This is a genomic window from Cellulophaga sp. L1A9, from assembly GCF_009797025.1.
In the GTDB taxonomy this organism is placed as follows: Bacteria; Bacteroidota; Bacteroidia; order Flavobacteriales; family Flavobacteriaceae; genus Cellulophaga.
Genome location: NZ_CP047027.1, coordinates 681235 through 700320 on the forward strand (window position 1 = coordinate 681235; position 19086 = coordinate 700320).

14 protein-coding genes and 2 pseudogenes are annotated in these 19086 nt (G+C 34.9%); 7 read left to right on the forward strand and 9 right to left on the reverse strand.

Going from position 1 to position 19086, the window contains the following annotated elements:
* Positions 1 to 5: 5 nt before the first annotated feature.
* From GQR94_RS02700 to GQR94_RS02715, 3 genes and pseudogenes are all read right to left on the reverse strand, one after another.
* On the reverse strand, positions 6 to 1865 hold the full coding sequence (locus GQR94_RS02700) for a metallophosphoesterase (protein ID WP_158974045.1): 1860 nt from the start codon (positions 1863 to 1865) through the stop codon (positions 6 to 8).
* Positions 1862 to 2356: pseudogene (locus GQR94_RS22605) on the reverse strand (hypothetical protein); the annotation flags it as partial. The pseudogene GQR94_RS22605 and the gene GQR94_RS02700, both read right to left, overlap by 4 nt.
* 91 nt (positions 2357 to 2447) lie before the next feature.
* On the reverse strand, positions 2448 to 3500 hold the full coding sequence (locus GQR94_RS02715; RefSeq protein ID WP_158974047.1) for a substrate-binding domain-containing protein: 1053 nt from the start codon (positions 3498 to 3500) through the stop codon (positions 2448 to 2450).
* 181 nt (positions 3501 to 3681) lie between these two features.
* Here GQR94_RS02715 and GQR94_RS02720 point away from each other — a divergent pair, with 181 nt between their 5' ends.
* The 7 genes from GQR94_RS02720 to GQR94_RS02750 all read left to right on the forward strand — a co-directional run bounded on the left by GQR94_RS02720 (position 3682) and on the right by GQR94_RS02750 (position 12250).
* Complete coding sequence (locus GQR94_RS02720) at positions 3682 to 4497, forward strand: SDR family NAD(P)-dependent oxidoreductase (RefSeq protein WP_158974048.1); 816 nt, start codon at positions 3682 to 3684, stop codon at positions 4495 to 4497.
* A gap of 18 nt (positions 4498 to 4515) precedes the next feature.
* Positions 4516 to 5691, forward strand: coding sequence for a mannonate dehydratase (gene uxuA, locus GQR94_RS02725; RefSeq protein WP_158974049.1), 1176 nt, complete (start codon positions 4516 to 4518; stop codon positions 5689 to 5691).
* Positions 5692 to 5694: 3 nt separating this feature from the next.
* On the forward strand, positions 5695 to 7104 hold the full coding sequence (uxaC, locus tag GQR94_RS02730; protein WP_158974050.1) for a glucuronate isomerase: 1410 nt from the start codon (positions 5695 to 5697) through the stop codon (positions 7102 to 7104).
* A gap of 5 nt (positions 7105 to 7109) precedes the next feature.
* On the forward strand, positions 7110 to 8084 hold the full coding sequence (locus tag GQR94_RS02735; protein ID WP_158974051.1) for a TRAP transporter substrate-binding protein: 975 nt from the start codon (positions 7110 to 7112) through the stop codon (positions 8082 to 8084).
* The gene (locus GQR94_RS02740) at positions 8084 to 8578 is read left to right on the forward strand and encodes a TRAP transporter small permease (RefSeq protein WP_233268624.1); all 495 of its coding nucleotides are present in this window, start codon (positions 8084 to 8086) and stop codon (positions 8576 to 8578) included. The genes GQR94_RS02735 and GQR94_RS02740 overlap by 1 nt, the downstream gene beginning before the upstream one ends.
* A gap of 2 nt (positions 8579 to 8580) precedes the next feature.
* On the forward strand, positions 8581 to 9885 hold the full coding sequence (locus GQR94_RS02745; protein WP_199271530.1) for a TRAP transporter large permease: 1305 nt from the start codon (positions 8581 to 8583) through the stop codon (positions 9883 to 9885).
* 121 nt (positions 9886 to 10006) lie between these two features.
* Positions 10007 to 12250, forward strand: coding sequence for a c-type cytochrome (locus GQR94_RS02750; protein ID WP_158974052.1), 2244 nt, complete (start codon positions 10007 to 10009; stop codon positions 12248 to 12250).
* An 83-nt stretch (positions 12251 to 12333) separates the two neighbouring features.
* Here the strand turns inward: GQR94_RS02750 and GQR94_RS02755 are convergent, their stop codons facing one another.
* The 6 genes and pseudogenes from GQR94_RS02755 to GQR94_RS02780 all read right to left on the reverse strand — a co-directional run bounded on the left by GQR94_RS02755 (position 12334) and on the right by GQR94_RS02780 (position 18959).
* On the reverse strand, positions 12334 to 15153 hold the full coding sequence (locus GQR94_RS02755; RefSeq protein ID WP_233268625.1) for a TonB-dependent receptor: 2820 nt from the start codon (positions 15151 to 15153) through the stop codon (positions 12334 to 12336).
* A 29-nt stretch (positions 15154 to 15182) separates the two neighbouring features.
* Entirely contained in the window at positions 15183 to 15536 is a 354-nt protein-coding gene (locus tag GQR94_RS02760) for an AraC family transcriptional regulator (protein ID WP_158974053.1), read from the reverse strand.
* Between the two features lie 42 nt (positions 15537 to 15578).
* Entirely contained in the window at positions 15579 to 16103 is a 525-nt protein-coding gene (locus GQR94_RS02765; RefSeq protein WP_158974054.1) for a response regulator transcription factor, read from the reverse strand.
* 267 nt (positions 16104 to 16370) lie between these two features.
* Positions 16371 to 16820, reverse strand: a complete 450-nt coding sequence (locus tag GQR94_RS02770) for a DDE-type integrase/transposase/recombinase (protein WP_158974055.1) — start codon at positions 16818 to 16820, stop codon at positions 16371 to 16373.
* Between the two features lie 489 nt (positions 16821 to 17309).
* The gene (locus GQR94_RS02775) at positions 17310 to 17552 is read right to left on the reverse strand and encodes a helix-turn-helix domain-containing protein (RefSeq protein ID WP_158974056.1); all 243 of its coding nucleotides are present in this window, start codon (positions 17550 to 17552) and stop codon (positions 17310 to 17312) included.
* A gap of 75 nt (positions 17553 to 17627) precedes the next feature.
* Positions 17628 to 18959 (reverse strand): annotated as a pseudogene (locus GQR94_RS02780) (sugar porter family MFS transporter).
* Positions 18960 to 19086 lie beyond the last annotated feature (127 nt).

Consider the following 19086-nt stretch of genomic DNA (forward strand, 5'->3'; position numbering starts at 1 on the left):
TATAATTAATTAGAAAGTATTTTAGTAATTGTTTCTAGCTGAAGATTTATTTTAAAATGATCTGAAGGTTGCCCTTTCTTCGTTTTTTCAAAAATTTGAGCCCAAAGTTGGTATGCTGTATTTTTAGATTTTTTAAATTCCTGACAGACAAGCGCATACTGTTTTAAACGATCATGACTAATATCAGCTAAGGCTAGTTCATCTGCGCTTCTTAGTTTATAAAAATCGTGAATCATATCAAATCCGGACCAAGAGTTAAATTCTTCAAGGCTTAGGTTTTGCGCTTCTAATTGCAACTTGATACTTTCTATATCATCAGAATTCTCTATTAATAGTTCTTTTCCTGTTTTATTCAGCATAGCTTCTGAAAATTCAACAGGCCAATCGTCTGGTAAAAATCGTAATCGGACTAACTCTTTCAAATGCCACTTTGTAAAATCCCTATAATTTTTAGTAGTCAATATATCTTTATCCCAAACCCCTGTTGCTCCTGATTCTTTTAAATAGGCATATTCTTGCTCATATAATGGGAACAAACTGTTGAAATTTTTAGCAGACGCAATAACCACCGTTTCTACTTCAAACTCAGATGTAGACTTAATGGTTAAGATTTTATACGCAGGAGCGTAAGCTGCTAACGAGGGTGTTTGTATATTGAACAAAGTATTACCTTGATCACTTGTTCTCACCCCAGTATCATTAATATGCATGTGCCCACCAAAATGAATCTGTAGGCCCGCATCTGCAAAAGTTTGTGCCACTTCCTCGTTTGGAACGCGGTGCAGTTGCATTTTAGAAGTACCAAAAAATTGTTTGAATTCATCCGAAGCATCATCATTAAAATCTACCATAGGATAGTGGCTAAAGGCAATTAACACTTTCCCTTCTTGCTTTGCTAACTCTGCTACTCTTTTTACCCAAGAGATTAAATGAGACTTTTGTAAAAGCACATTATTATACCCGATACTCGCCCCTGAAAAATCTTTAGGGTTTGTAGATGCTTCTGTTAATTCTTTATTAGGGACATATACATTGGCATCTATTGCCAAAAGCCAAACACCCTCAGTAGGTTCCACTAAGTAACTAGCATCAGGATGTACGTTATAAGCATCAATAGGATATATTCTTTGTTTTAAATCTGATGCCGATTTTGCTTTGTCAAAACTATATTCTTCATAAGCATAGGTAGAAAAAGGGGTCTCCCAATACACATATTCTTTCTGTGGGTAGAACCCAAAAGAAGACATTTCATTCAAAATATCAGCATAGCCCCATTTTTTAATTTCTGAGGTGATAATTGGTCTTAGCTCTCCCGCTACAGGTTCCTTTAAATTAGTAACGGCACTGGTAATTATTTGTTCCCTACCTCCTATTCCTAAAAAATCTGATTTACCCGCTTCTTGGGTAAATGGTTTTACAGGATCATGATTTCCGGTTGTTGCAAAGAAGAACATTCCATGCTTTTTAGTATAGGTATCCAATATTTTACGCAGCCCTTTTACATGAACAGGTTGCCCGTCATCACTAAAATCTCCAGGCAAGGCAACATATTTAATTCCTCTAGTTGCGATATCATCTAAAGCTTCTATAAATGCAAAGTAGTTTTCGTTAAATATTCTGGTGGACTTTAATTGCGCATTCATTGTCCTGATATTTACAAAGGTTTCCGTATTTGGAATCTTTATCCCTTGGTAATCGGCATCTTCAAAATGTGCATAAATATCTTGAAAATGTGCATCTGCTATAAAGGCAATTTGAACATCCTCGACACTTTTTTCTACCGTCTCATCTGCACAAGAAAGTATTGACAATAGTAAGACTGCTAAAATAGTCCGCCCTATTAGTTTCAATGATAACCTGTTCATTTTTTGGCTGTTTCTTTTGGAAACGCATAGCTCTTTTTCCATCCTCCTAAATCTATCAACACTTGATCTATCATTACTCCTGGATCTACCATCCATATTTTCAAGGTATGTTTCCCTGCTCTATCTACAATTTACTTAGCAGCTTTTACTGATGCATTTTTAAGTGCATTCTCTTTCCATTCATCACTACGTCCTAAGGTCTGAGAATCTACTAAAACCGGCGCTGCATCATCAATAGCAACGGCACAGCGTACGCCAATCCCAGCGTGTGGCGCATGGGTAAGCACTGCTTGTAAATTTACAGCTACTTCTCCAAAGTTAAAAGTATAAAAGTCATATTCTAAAACAGGGCTATTTGCCTTAATGGCCTCTAAATTCACATTTGGCGTTGCATTTCTAGGCAAAGCCGTAATAACCTTGTTCGTATAACCAATTCCCTCAAACAACGGCCAATCTGCTTCATTATCTGTTTTTTTTCGCGTGTAATTCTCCGCATTTACGGATAGCTATTCTAGTTTTTTATAATGCCTTCTTAATTTTAATATTTCAAATTCAGGATTGTATACAGATATATTACTATTTTTATTTACTATGTTTACTAAATTGCACATTTTCTTTAGTTAAAATCTCTATTGGTGAATAAATTCTTTCGTCTAATTCTTTTTTATCTACTAAAAAATCAACCATTAATTTAATAGCTTCATATGCTTCTTTAAAGGGTTGTTGGGAGATTAAAAAAGCTACTTTTTCATTTTCTAAACATTTTACATTTTCTTCAGTACCATCAAAACCAAGAAGCACTAAATCTTTGATTTTTGTATCATTAATGGCGTTTACAAAACGAAATACACGACTATTAGGAACATAAACCCCTTTTATATCAGGATTTTCAACAAACATAGTCTTTAATTTTTCTGCTAATACCTCGGTATTTTCTAAATCAACTAGGTTGATATTTAAGAGCGGTACGCTGAGTTTATTCGATGAAAAATAATCCTCAAAACCTTTTATTCTCTTGTAAATAGCATGGTTATTGTCAAGGTTCGCTCTGGTTTGCATAATAGCAATGGCGCTTTTCTCCTTTAAGGAGAGTTGCATTAATTTCCCTGCCAGAAATCCGCTCATATAAGCATCTTGCCCTATAAATGAAATATTATTACACCCCTCTAAATTAATATTTAAGAACACATAAGGAATCTCTTTATCATCCAATTCTTTTGCCAAAACTTTAGTGGCAGACCCAAACAATGGAGCCAACAATAAGGCGTCAGGTTTTGAGGCAATTACTTCTTTAAATTGGCGCACATAAGAAGTTTCATCAAATTGATTAAAACTAAAATAAGAAACACTAGCACCAATTTTTTTAACCTCCTCTTTAGCTTTAAGAATACCCAGCATTGGTGATTTCCAAAATGTATTCCCCGCATCATAATCAGGAATCAATACCGCAATTTGCACTCTTTTATTCAATGCTAAAGAACTAGCTATGGCATTGATTTGAAAATCATGCTTGGCTATAATGGCCTTTATTTTAGCCGCCGTTTTTTTTGAAACTCCTCCCCTTTCATGAATTACTCTATCTACAGTCCCAGCTGAAACTTTAGCTTCTTTTGCAATGTCATTAATCGTAATCATATGCTAATCTTCAAATTGGAATTATTTTTCGTGTGCGTACACAAATTTTGGTAAATATAGTGAAAATGAAAAAAATCTGTCTATATTTACGTGTGCGTACACGTAAATTTTTAATTTAGATTAAAACACACTCGTAACGCTTCATAATTAGAAGTATAACCTAAGAAAAACAACAGATAGAATGAATTTGTTTGATATAGAAAATAAAGTAATCTTAATCACAGGCGGTGGCGGCGTATTGGGCGGTGAAATGTCTAACTACCTCCTAGGTAATGGTGCTACCGTAATTGTACTTGACCGTAGAGAGGAAACCGTAAATGCTTCTTTAGAGAAATTAAAAAAAGTTAGTGCAAATGTGTTTGGTTATGTATGTAATGTATTAGATGAAACTAGCTTAAAAGAAATTGCCGATCAAATTATAGCAACACACGGTAAAATAGATGTGCTTATTAATGCAGCGGGTGGTAATATGCCCGGCGCAACAATTGGTGTAGATCAGACCATCTTTGATGTGACTATTGATGACTTTAAAAAGGTTGTCGATTTAAATTTATTCGGTAGTATTTTACCTGCATTAGTGTTTGGCAAAAAGATGGTCGAAAATAAAAAAGGAGTGATTATCAACATCTCTTCCATGACCGCACAGAGTGCTATTACACGAGTTGTTGGCTATTCTGCCTCTAAAGCGGCCATAGATAATTTTACCAAATGGTTGTCTGTAGAATTAGCCTCTAAATTCGGAGAAGGTTTACGTGTCAATGCCATTGCTCCTGGTTTCTTTATTGGCAATCAAAACAGAGATTTATTAATAGATAAAGAAACGGGTAAATACACGGATCGTGGGGAAACTATTATTAAAAATACCCCTATGAACCGTTTTGGTGAAACTGACGAATTAAATGGTACTATACATTACTTATGTGCAGATGCTTCAAAATTTGTAACAGGTATTGTAGTTCCTATTGATGGAGGTTTTAGTGCATTTAGTGGCGTTTAATTGAAAAAATAAAATTGTATGGAACAAACATGGCGTTGGTACGGGCCAAATGACCCCGTATCGTTATCAGATATAAAACAAGCAGGTGCAACAGGTATTGTTTCTGCATTACATCAAATTTCAAACGGAGAAGTTTGGGAAATTGCTGCTATTAAAGAACGTAAAGCTATTATTGAAAAAGTAGGCTTAACATGGAGTATTGTGGAAAGTATTCCTGTTCATGAAAACATAAAAACACGCTCTGGTAATTTCGAAATCTACATTGAAAATTACAAACAAAGTATTAAAAATTTAGCTTCTTGTGGCATTCACATCGTATGTTATAATTTTATGCCTGTTTTAGATTGGACCAGAACATCACTTGATTATGAAGTAGAAGACGGCTCTAGAGCACTACGTTTTGATGTCACTGCTTTTGCTGCTTTTGAACTTTACCTCTTAAAAAGACCTGGTGCAGAAAACACCTATTCAGCAACTCAAAAAACGGAAGCTAAAGCATATCTAGACCAACTATCAGCTGCTGATAAAACACAATTAATCAACAATATCATTGCTGGTTTACCTGGTGCAGAAGAAGGTTATACTTTAGAACAGTTTCAAAAAGTATTAAATACCTATGATACTATTGATGCGTCTAAACTTAGAGAAAACTTAGTTGCTTTCTTAAAAGAAATTATCCCCATTGCTGCACAAGAAAATGTAGTGATGTGTATTCACCCAGATGATCCACCTTTTCCAATATTAGGCTTGCCAAGAGTGGTTAGCACCGAGGCTGATTATGCTTATTTATTTGAACAAGTTCCACATATAGCCAACGGAATTACTTTTTGCACCGGTTCTTTAGGGGTTAGAGAAGATAATGACTTGGTTCAAATCTTTAAACGTTTTGCAGACCGTGTTCACTTTATTCACCTTAGAAGTACAAAACGAGATGCACAAGGTAACTTCTACGAAGCCAATCATTTAGATGGGGATGTAGATATGTATAGTGTGGTTAAAGAAATTCTAATAGAACAAAAACGCAGAGCTAAAGAAGGTAGAAAGGATGCCAAAATTCCTATGCGACCAGATCACGGACATCAAATGTTAGATGATTTAAATAAGAAAACGAATCCTGGATACTCAGGAATTGGAAGATTACGCGGTTTAGCCGAATTAAGAGGACTAGAATTAGGTATTAAAAACAGTTTATAAGCAATGGCTTCAATAACATCAAAGAACTTTATTACAGATAATTTTTTATTGAATTCTGATATAGCCATAAAGCTGTATCATGATTTTGCGAAAGACATGCCTATAATTGATTATCACAATCATTTATCCCCAAAGCAAATCGCAGCAAATAAGCCTATGGCAAATCTTTCTGATGCTTGGCTCAACGGCGACCATTATAAATGGCGTGCTATGAGAGCTAATGGTATCGATGAAAAATATATTACAGGCAACGCGTCACAAGAAGAAAAGTTCAACAAATGGGCAGAAACGGTTCCATATACCTTGCGCAACCCTTTATTTCATTGGACACATTTGGAGCTAAAACGTTACTTTGATGTTGATGCTATTTTACAAGAAAGTACTGCTTCTGCAATTTATGCTAAAGCGAATACTATTTTAGCACATAAAACTCCGGCGCAACTGCTTGAACAAATGAATGTAGAAGTTATCTGTACCACAGATGATCCTATTGATGATTTAGCGTACCATCAAGAAATAGCAAAACAAGGTTTTTTCACTAAAGTATATCCTACGTTTAGACCTGATCAGCTTTTCTTAATCAATAAAATATCTTTTGAAAGTTATTTAGAAAAATTAGCAAATTGCGTTTCTTTTCCTATTCACACTTTGGCTGACTTATTAAAAGCGATTCAAGAACGTGTAGATTTCTTTAATACTAATGGTTGCCGCTTGTCTGATTTTGGTCTAGAGCAAATTTATGCTTTTGACTTTTCGGATGATGAAGCCAATACCATTTTGAAAAAAAGACTTTCTGGAGACGTGCTTTCTGATGCGGAAACAAATAGCTACAAATCATGCATACAATACCATTTAAGCAGAATGTATCATGCAAAAAACTGGGTGCAACAGTTTCACTTAGGAGCACTTAGGGATAATAACACTCGTTTACTGGAGGAATTAGGAGCCGATTCTGGTTGTGATTCTATGGGCGATAATACGCATGCAAAATCTATGTCTGCCTTTTTCGGAAGGTTAGATCATGAAGGAATTCTGGCTAAAACGATTAGTTATAATTTAAATCCCTCGCAAAATGAAGTTTTTGCCACCATGATGGGAAATTACAATACCGGAGAATGTGCAGGAAAAATGCAATGGGGATCTGGCTGGTGGTTTTTAGACCAAAAAGACGGTATGGAAAAGCAAATGAATGCGCTTTCTAATATGGGATTATTAAGCAGGTTTGTAGGAATGCTTACGGATAGTAGAAGTTTCTTGTCTTTTCCAAGACACGAATACTTTAGACGTATTTTATGTGATTTACTTGCCGAAGATGTACGCAAAGGCTTAGTACCTGATGATCTGAACTTTTTAGGCAAAATGGTCCAAGATATTTGCTATAACAATGCGGTAAACTATTTTAACTTCAACTAAACATCATGAAATACTATACACTACTCTGTGTTGTTTTGGCTTTATTTATCACATCGTGTAAAGAAGAGTCTGGAACTACAACACTTTATTTAGCGCATAATTCTCCGCAGACTCACCCAGTTCACAAAGGAGCGCTCAAATTTCAAGAATCTTTAGACAAAAAATCTAATGGTACTTTAAAGATTAAAATATTTCCTGATGGTCAACTAGGGTCTGAACGTGAGGTTTTAGAGTTATTACAAATTGGTAGTGTGGCTATCACCAAAGTAAGTGCTGCCACCATGTCTAATTTTGTCCCAGAATATCATGTACTGGGTATTCCTTATCTGTTCAGAGATAAAGAGCATCAATTTGATGTTTTAGAAGGTCCCATCGGCAAATCTATTTTAGAAAAGGGAAGTAAATTCTATTTACGTGGTTTATGTTATTATGATGCAGGAAGTCGTAGTTTCTACACGAGTAATAAAGCCATTAGAACTCCTGATGATTTAAAAGGCTTAAAAATTCGTGTAATGAACAACCAAATGGCTATTAATATGGTGAATGCTATGGGAGGTTCTGCAACACCAATGGCCTATGGAGAATTGTACACAGCAATACAACAAGGCGTAGTAGATGGAGCAGAAAACAATGCACCATCTTTTGTTTCTTCTAATCATTTTGAAGTCAGTAAATACTACACACTAGATCAACATTCTGCAGTGCCTGATGTACTTTTAATAAGTACCAAATATTGGGAGAAGTTAACAGATCAAGAAAAAATATGGGTACAAGAAGCTGCTGAAGAATCTTCTGAAGCTGAAAAAAAATATTGGAACGATTCTGTAGAAGAATCTATGAAAATAGCGAAGGAAGCTGGTGTAGAAATTATTATCCCTGAAAAATCTTTATTTGCTGAAAAATCTAAATCAGTCTTAGAAGAATTTGAAAAGGAAAACCCCGAATTGTCAGATTTAATTGAACAAATAAAAAAGAATTAATGATGAAAAAGATAGATACACTCTTTAAAAATACTTGCAAGGTAATGGAAGTACTTTTGATCCTTATTTTTGCATTATTGGTTTTAGATGTTTTATGGCAAGTTTTCTCTAGATACCTTTTGAATAGGTCCTTCTCTTGGACCGAAGAATTTGCACGCTTCTCATTAATATGGCTTGCCATACTAGGTGCCGCTTATTTAAGTGCAAAAAGAGAGCATTTATCGATGGACTTTCTATATCAAAAATTCTCATCAACTCAAAAGAAAAAAGCCTTGCTATTTATTGAGCTTTGTATATTCCTTTTTGCTTTGGTGGTCATGGTCATTGGCGGATTTAATTTAGTCTATACTACTTTAGATTTAGAACAACTTTCTGGAACCCTAAGGATACCCCTAGGCTATGTATATAGTATTTTCCCCTTTAGTGGATTGCTCATTATGTGTTTTTCACTCTATCATGCCTCAAAAATAAGTACGAACCAAATAACCGAATAATTATGAGTATTGAAGTGATAAGTATCATCGTATTATTTGTTAGTTTTTTTATTCTTCTGATGTTAAAAGTACCTGTAGCCTATTCTATAGGTATCTCTACGACCATCAGCTTATTGTTAAATATTGATAGCTTACCAGGCATCACCACCATAGCCCAAAGAATGATTACCGGTATTGATAGTTTTGCGCTACTTGCCATTCCGTTCTTTGTTTTGGCTGGTGAAATCATGAAAAGAGGTGGTATTGCCAATAGGCTTATTAATTTCGCAAAATCATTAGTTGCTAGTTTACCTGGTGGCTTAGCCTATGTAAACGTATTAGCCTCTATGCTTTTTGGAGCTATCTCAGGATCTGCGATAGCAGCAACCTCTGCAATAGGAAGCATTATGACGGATAGAATGGAAGAGGAAGGCTACCCAAGAGAATTTAGTGCCGCAGTAAATATTACGTCTTCCACTACTGGGCTTTTAATTCCTCCGAGTAACATCTTAATTGTATATGCCTTAGCCAGTGGAGGCACCGCCTCTGTTGCTGCATTATTTATTGCCGGATATATACCCGGGATTTTATTGGGGTTAGCACTTATGGCCTACGTAGCTTTTGTTGCTATACGTAGGAATTTTTCCAAAGAAAAAAGAGCTCCATTAAAAGAAATATGGACGTATTTTAGAAAGGCATTTTTTAGCCTACTGCTACTTTTTATTGTTGTTGGAGGAATTGTTGCTGGTGTTTTTACGGCAACGGAAGCATCTGTAATTGCTGTTTTATACGCTGCTATTCTTGCTTTAATCTATGGAGATATTCGTATAAGAGATTTTCCAAGTGTATTATTGACCAGTGCAAAAACTACAGCCGTAGTCATGTTTTTAATTTGTACTTCTATGGCGATGTCATGGTTGTTTTCTTTTGAAAGTGTGCCTGAGCTTATGAGTAACTTTCTACTAGAACAATTTAGTAATAAGTTTGTCATCTTTTTAGTGATCAACATTATCCTGCTAATTGTTGGTACGTTTATGGATATTACTCCTGCCGTACTCATCTTTACACCTATCTTCTTACCTGTAGTCGTAGCTTTAGGCATGGATCCGGTTCATTTTGGAATCGTCATGGTATTAAACCTCTGTATTGGATTATGTACTCCTCCTGTAGGTACTATTCTCTTTGTGGGTAGTGGCGTAGCAAAAATATCTGTATCGCAAGTAATTAAACCCTTATTGCCCTTTTTAGCAATTATGGTTATTGTCTTACTATTGGTATTATATGTTCCTGAAATATCTATGTTTTTACCTAGATTGTTTGATCTATAAAATAAATAGAACTAAAAATAATTAATAGTCATAGCGCTTTAAATTTTCGCCGCTGCAACTTTTTATTAATACCTTAATTACCAGATTAACAAACCCATTATTGAACTAGAATTTTTTAAAAATGAAATTAAACCAACCTCTTTTTTTAATGATTACGATTGCAACTATTTTTGGTTGTAAGCAAAAAGAATATGTCGAAGAAATTTATGTGAAGCCGGAAATAATTAAAGAAGCTTCTTCTAAATTTCTCTCACCAGAAGAAAGCATGAAAACATTTTACCTTCCTAAAGGATATAAAGTAGAGCTTGTCGCTAGTGAACCGATGATAGATGAACCTATAACCATAGCCTGGGACGGAAATGGCCGAATGTATGTAGCAGAAATGAATACTTACATGCAAGATTTAGATGGTACGGGAACCAATAGATCTGTGAGTAAAATAAAATTGCTTATTGATACGGATGGGGATGGCAAAATGGATAAAAGTACCGTCTTTATAGATAGCTTAATGCTCCCTAGAATGATTTTACCACTCGAAAATGAGCTCATCGTTAATGAAACGTATTCTTATGACTTGTGGAGTTATAAGGACACTGATGGCGATGGAGTTGCAGACAAAAAAGAACGCGTTTATTATAATGAAAATCGTCGTGGTGGTAACTTAGAACACCAACAGAGTGGTTTACTTTGGAATTTAGATAATTGGGTGTATACAACTTATAACCCTATACGATTTAAGTTTAAAAAAGGAAAGGTCGTTGTAGATTCTCTAGAAAATATGCCTAGTGGACAATGGGGACTATCTCAAGACGATATGGGTAATATGTATTATTCTTCTGCAGGAAGTGAAAATCCAGCATATGGTTTTCAACAACCTGCCGCTTATGGCGATTACAATCCGGAAGGTAGATTATCCGAGGGCTTTATAGAACCATGGCCTATTGTAGGCACCCCAGATGTACAAGGTGGACCAAAAAGATTGCGCGAAGATGGTACACTAAACCATTTCACAGGCGTTGCTGGACAAGAAATTTTTCGAGGCCATAAATTACCACCTTCAACCTATGGTGATTTATTTATTCCTGAACCTGTAGGTAGGCTAATAAGACGCGCTAAAGTACGTGTTGAAGATGGTAAAAAAGTGTTGTATAACGCCTATGATGAAGCAGAATTTATGGCTTCAACCGATTTAAACTTTAGACCAACACAAGCTAAAACAGGGCCAGATGGTGCGCTATATATTGTAGATATGTACCGCGGAATTATTCAAGAAAGTAATTGGACCAAAAAAGGAAGTATGATTCGCCCAGTTATTGAACGAAAAGGTTTAGATAAAAACATTGGAAAAGGCAGAATTTATAGAATTGTCCATGAAGATATCACGCCTGATAAGGCGCCTGAATTATTAGATAAAAATGCATCTGAATTGGTTGAATACTTAGGACACCCGAATGGTTGGTATCGAGATACTGCACAAAAATTAATCATTTTAAAAGATGATCAATCGGTGATTCCAGAATTAAAAGAAATCGCATTAGATAATACTTCATTTTTTGGCAATCTATTTGGTTCTGATAAAGATCTTGGAATAGAAAGAGTCCATGCACTTTGGACTTTAGAAGGTCTAGGTATTGTAGACAAAGACCTTATAAAAGCAAAATTCACAGATGAAGACCCTAGGGTACGATTAACCGCTATTCGTTTAAGTGAGACCTTTTTAAAAGAAGGTGCTACCGATTTATTGACTGCACTAGAAACTTTAAGCAAGGATAAAGATATTGATGTAGCGAATCAAGTTGCATTAAGTCTTCGTTATAGTAAAGACAAAAAAGCTACCGATATTTTGAATACTATGCTAGAAAATTACTCAGAAAATGAGATTGTTTTCCACGCGGTTAAAGAAAGTTTAAAAAAGGATGACTCTAAATTATCACAACTAAAAACAGCTATTTCTAATAGAGGATTAGGCGACAAGAAAAGTATTCTTAGAGGTTATGACTCTTACAAACAATTATGTATCACCTGCCACGGTCCAGATTTAAATGGGGTTCCTACTGAAGATGGAACTCTAATTGCTCCAACGTTAATGGGTAGTGCTCGTGTTAAAGGAGATAAAGGAACATTAAGCAAGATTTTGTTAAACGGATTAATTGGCCCTATCGAAGGGAAAGAATACGGCATAATGATGGCTTTAAAAAGCAATGATGATCAATGGATCGCAGATGTTCTTAGTTATGTAAGGGCTTTAAACAATGAAGATGGCGTACATAAGCGGGTTGTTGGTAATGCCAGAAAAGAATCTGAAGGAAGAGAAGATTATTGGACCTTAGAAGAACTAGAAGCCTTAGAAAAGGAGAAAAAATAGTATTTGTTACTACTAGTCTTAAACTAAAAAAAAGCCTGTAAATTTATAATTTTCAGGCTTTTACATTTTATTTTTTTCGTTATTTAGAACGTATAATTTACTCTTAAAGAGGTACTTCTTGGCAATACAGGAACAACAACAAAACTTTCATCAGGATTATTCTGAATAAATTCTGAGGTAGCTCCATTGGCATTAGCACCAAAACTATTGCCTCCAAAAAAATTGGCTAATCCGTCTGAATTGAACATATTAACCACCAATAAATTTGCTGAAATATGCTTTGTAAACTGATAGCCAATACCTGCATCAGAAATACTATAATCTGCCAACGTAAATGCATTTGCTACATTCCCTTGACGTTCTCCCATAAATTGCCATTTGTAATGCACCAATAGCTTATCTAATTGATACTCTCCTTGTACATTGAACATTAATTTAGGATTAAATGGCACTGTGTTTCCTGAGTAATCTATTGTAGTATCATCCGCTACGGCTACTGATCCTGCTGCATCATATACCAACCATTCTGTGGCTTTTGGATTTTGAACGACTCCATTAAAAAGAAATTTAAAATTACGAAAAGGGGTATATACCGCTTCCCATTCTAAGCCTAAAGTTCTGGACGTATTGAATAAAATGGGGGTATAAAAAACACTATTTGTTTCCCCATCAAATTCAAAATTTGTATTTCCTATATTGTCTAACTGGCTCCAAAAAACGGTACTCGTCAATGAAAAGTCTGAAAGGCTATATTTAATACCAACCTCAGCCTGGGTAATTTTTTGAACTTCTCCTTTTTGATTAATGGGAACATTAGCAAAATTATTAAAATAATAATTTAACTCTGGAGCTTTATTTCCTTTTGAAAACCTAGTAAACACCGAAGCTACTTTATTAATTTTAAAATTTAAACCTCCTGAAAAAGATAGGTAATTATAGTTAAAATCAAAGGCATCTTTATCCCCTGTTGGTGCCAAAATGCCATTATCATAAGCCGTTGTTGCATCGCCATCTAAGCCTCCATCCTGTGAGAACGGAGCATAACGGTCTTTACTCCCTTTGTGTCGAATGTCTTCATACCGCAAGCCTAAATCTACATCTATACGATCTGTAATTTCCCATCGATCATTCACAAAAGCCCCAATTTGACTGACTTGAGCTTCTGCATTCACAAAAAATAAACCGCCATAATTACTAATTCCGTTTTCATCTGATAATGAGATGGTAGGCTCATTAGGGTTCTCTAAGGAAACTTGAAGCATTTTAGGATTTGGCTCATACGTAACGTATCCAAAGCTGCCTTGCGTAAATAATGACGTATCTGAAAAACCTAAAGCCAATCCTCCTGTAAAATTATGCTGCGCTATTTTTTTATGAAGAGAAAATTCATTCATCCATTCACTAGCTTTATTCTCTTTGTACCAAGCCGATGTTCCCATGATGGCGTCATTTGGCAAAGTGCCATTCCCTATATACTCCGCTGGCTCTCCTGCAAGGATTCCTGCATTATTTACTCGGGCAATTTCAGAACCTGATTGAGTATCACGAAAAACCACCTCACCTATGGGAAAAGATGCTCCACTGATGAAATAGGCTAAAGGATTATCTAGTGAAACAAAGGCGTTACTAATAGACGTTTGCCAATTGGCTTCCTTATTAGAATATTTAATTAAGTTTTTAAGCGACCAATTGTTTCCCAAATCCTGAAAAAAATCTGCTCCGAAGGCTAGATCTTTTGCATGTACTCCTTGTGCGGGATTAAAACTATTTGTTGCCCCTTCTTGAAGATTCCTACCATCTGGAATTGCAGCAGTAAACGCCGGCATTAACAAAGAAGTAGATTTAAAATTTTGACCAAATGCAGCTTCTGGATTGTCCCAGTTTGTAGCAGCAACACCTGTCCATCTATTCGTATAATCATCCAATAGTTTCCCATGTAATTTCAAGTACCCGTTAGCAAACTTTTTAATCACATTAAACTTAAATTGCCCTCCTTTGCTAAATGTAAAATCAACATCCCGAGCCCCTTCATCCTTGCGGTAATGGCCGCCGGCATTAAAAAACCAATTACTCCCTAAAGGTCCTCCAATAACGCCATCAACCTTAAATAAGGTATTACCACTATATTGCAAGGCACTTAATACTTGTACTTCTCCTCCTAACTCATTTCTAATGCCTGGTGTAATAAAATTATAAATACCTCCGGGCGCATTCATCGCCGTAATAGATGCACTACCGCCACGTATCGCTTCTACTCTTTGAGTCATTAAGTCTACCCGATGAAAAAGATCTGGGCTATAATAAGAATGTTGCACTAAACTTACGGGAAGGCCATCTTCCTGTAAAGACACATAGTACCAACCTAAATCATCTTCCGCAGAAGCAGATATGCCTCGCGTATACACCTTTGTAAAAACCTCACCTGCAGAGGCATCAGTAAAGGTTCCTGGAATATTCTGTAATAGGCTTGCGGTACCTTGAGGGTATATTTGTTTTAATCTTTTCTGCTCTATCTTGCTTACAGAAGTTGCTGTATTCATAGCTTCCAGAGACGTAAAACTACCTGTAACCACTACGGCTTGTAAGCCTAGATAATCGGCTTCAAGAATAAGATTTTTATCGGTTGCATTTTCTGTAATTTCTGCTTCAAAATCGAGTTTTTTATAACCTAAATGTGCAATCGAAACTTTGTACGTTCCTAATGGGATATTTTGAATTACAAAAGCTCCTGCAGCATTTGTAATCCCATAAATTGATGATGAATTTAAATATATTGTGGCACCCTCTATAGGTTCACCTTTTGTATCATTTACTGTTCCACTATAGGATACAACTTGAGCGTACGCACAAAAAACATTAAGCATACCCAAAAGAAAGAGTGAAATCGATGTGATTTTATTCATAATTAAATTAAAAATTTGAGCTCGTTTTATTATTCGGTTTCTTTTTTATGTTGCTCTATAAATTCCGATGACGTTACGTTGAATAGCTCTCGAAAAGTTTTACTAAAATAAGCGGTTGAATTAAACCCTGAGAGGTACGTAACTTCTTTGATAGAATATTTATTTTGAAGTAATAGATCTGAGGCATAACGCAAGCGTATGTTCCTAATAAAATAATTTGGGTTGTTGCCCGTCAGAGAATTTATATTTCGATATAATTGAGACCTACCAATACCCATTTCTCTCAATAAATCTTCCTGTTTAAAATCTACATCGCTAATATTATTTACAATAATCTTAGTTGCTTTATCTAAAAATATTTCATCAATATTATTGGTGGTCACTTCACGCGATTGAAAAACGCCTCCTATTTCTGCGAATCTTTTTCATAGTCTTTTCTTAGTTTCCAATAAATTTTTGATTCTAGCTTTTAAAACCGCAGTTACAAATGGTTTTGCGATATATCCATCGGCACCACTGTCATACCCTTCAATTCTATCATCTTCTAAGGTTCTCGCGGTAAGAAGAATTATAGGAATATGACAGGTTTCAAGTTCACTTTTCAAAGCCTTACACATTTCAAACTCGTCCATTTTTGGCATCATGACATCATAATTACGGATCAGATCATTTTTCAAATGAACTCTTAGCTCCTTATTATCTTCAACTAAAAGTAAGGTAGGTAATTTTGCTCCGTTTTCCTCCTGCTTCACTGGTTCATTAGATACGTCTGTATTTGAAACAGACATATCATAATCTACTGAGTTCATCGAGTTTATTAAAAATTCGGTTTTAATATTTTCTACAATTTCCGGTTCTGCTTCTATATCCAATGGTAAACGTACTACAAACTTACTACCTTTAAGATATTCGCTTTCTACTTTATAGATAATATCTACTTCTGTGACCAACTCCTATTTCATATAGGTTTCATACTTCCTATTTTTATTAATCGGCTTTAAACCACCAATCTATTTACCTAAGCTGCACATTAAGATTATTTAAAACAACTTATCTAGTCCTAAATAGCTGATACAGTTTATTAAAGGGTTAAAAATAATTATTTAAAGCTGTACAATGATATTATTGTTAAGATTTTTTGATTTTTACTGTTTTCTTTTAAGTTTATCTTGTTGATACATTTATAATGTAGCTAACATGTGATTTGATAAATGTGGTTATTTTTGGTTGTATATTTCTATCGCATTTCTAATCAAAGCTTTCTTGATATTAAAACTGCTAATATGTTTAACAATCTCAAATTCTTGTTTCAATATTCCATTAATTCTTTCAGCAATTGCATTCTCATCCGGGTCGTATTTTTCAGTCATACTGGGTTTTATATTATTAATATTTAATAACTTTTGATATTCATTAGAACAATACTGCAACCCTCTATCCGAATGAAGTATAAGTGTTCTACTTTTATATACTCTATTATTAAGTGCCATTTCTAAAGCTTTTAATGATCCAGAAACATTTAGGATATCTTTGATATTGTAACCAACAATTTTCTTCGAATAAGCATCCGTAATCAGCGCAAGATAAGATGAGTTACTTCTGTTCCCTAAATAAGCGATATCGCTAACACAAACAGATTCCGGTCTATTTATTTCACTAGTACTCACTAGATTTATATGTTTTCTAAATCTATGGTGAGAATCTGTAGTAATGTAGTAATTTCTCTTTGGTTTTATAAGCTTATGATTAGCTTTTAGTTTTTAAATAGTTTATCTCGACCTACATCTAAATATTTTAAATCATCTTTAAGTATGTAATACAATTTTTAATACCTAGTATAGGCATAAGATTACGTGTATTATTACCAAAGCGATTACCTTTTGAGCGATAGCTTGTTTTTCTTGCCTTGATCTTATAGATCAATAATATACCTGTCTATTAACCCCGAGTTAATCACAGGAAGAAACTATTGTTTCTTTTTGTTTTTTTGAAGAGGTCGATAACTCGGGTTTGTAATTTTTTCTGATTTAAATATCATATTCTTTTTCAGCCATATCTACTAGCATATCAAAAATGATGAGTTTTTTATCTGCTCGCTCAGCAAGATGTTCTGCACGTGCTTTCTGTTTTCCTAATAGCATAACTTAAGCTTCAAGCTAAATAATTTTCTGTTCGGGTGCTTTTGACACAGTGATTCTAGATTGGTTCTCCCAATCATAGTTACCATATTTTCTGAGCCATTCTCTAATTGTCAATTTGGCTTCTATCCCATATTTGTGGCAAGCCTCGCTTCTACTCAATTGGCCAGATTCAATTTCAGCTACTATTTGTAGTTTAAAAGAAACTGAGTAATCTTTTTGGGTATGCTTTACATACCCTTTGTTTTCTAATAGTTTCATTACACTAAATGTTTAGTGTATCGCTATTTCAGGACGGGACAACTTTCAATAAAAAATAATCTCTTACCGATAATTCTAGTTGTTTTTTCTCAAAATCTCATCCTCTAATTCTTCTAGAGTTTTCCCTTTTGTTTCTGGCATCAGGAACATAACAAACAATAATTGGAACACCATCATTACTGCAAAAATTAAAAACACGACTCCTGCTCCCACCATAGGATGTTGAAACAAGTAAGGTATTAAAGAAGGAATAAGCGCTGCTAAAATCCAATGCACAGAACTTCCAAAAGACTGGCCTGATGCTCTCAAGTGATTTGGAAAAATTTCTGAAATAAAAACCCAGATTACCGCACCTTACCCTATAGCATGTGCTGCTATAAATAAAAACAAGAAAATAGGTACTGCTAACCCTGTCCAACTATAAAAGAAAGCAGCACATACAAGTCCTAATGAAATAATATACCCCACCGAACCTACATACATTAAGGTTTTTCTTCCTACTCTATCAATTAAAAAAACACCTAATAATGTGAATACTAAATTAGTAACACCAATACCAACACTGCTTAATAGTGCTGTACTCTCTCCTAAACCAGCTTCTTCAAAGATTCTAGGAGCATAATATAGAAAGGCATTTATTCCTGAAAATTGATTGAAAAAAGCAATCATAAAGGCTAATACTAATGCAAATCTATATTTTTTAATAAAAATGGTCTCTGATTTATCACTTTTCTCAGAGTGTTGATTCATCGCTGCTATTTGAGCATCTACATCTGCATTTGGGTCTATTAATTGTAATACTTTTTTTGCTTCTGAAATTCTCGATTTTGATAACAACCAACGAGGGCTTTTGGAAACCTTTATTGCAAATAATATATATACTACTGCGGGTATAGCTTCTACACCTAGCATCCACCTCCAAGCATTTTCCCCTATACCACTCAATAAATAATTAGAGAAAAAAGCTATTAATATTCCGAATACAATATTGAACTGATACAATGCTACAAGCCTACCTCTATCCTTGGCAGGAGCAATCTCTGAGATATAAGCTGGGGCAGCAATCGTAGATGCACCGACACCAATACCACCAATAAATCTAAATAAGGCAAATACATAAGGATCATTAGACAATGCTGAGCCTACAGCAGAGACCGCAAATAAAACTCCAATGGTCATTAACGTATTTTTACGCCCGTATTTATTTGTTGGAAAACCACCGAAAGTTGCACCAACAACAGTTCCCCAAAGTGCCATACCCATAACCACCCAACCATGAAAAGTATCTGATGACTCCCAGAGAAGTTGTAATTTTTTATCTACTCCAGAGATAACGACAACATCAAAACCAAAAAGGAACCCTGCTAAAGCTGCTGTGATTGACCATAATAAAATTCTTTTGCTCATAATTCAAGTTGGTTATTGACTAATTTTCGCTATAATTAATCGTGGTTTCAAATAATGTGATTAAAGCAATTTTTAGCTTCAACAATAATAAAATGAAAAAGAAATTTAGGGTATTAATTATGATTCA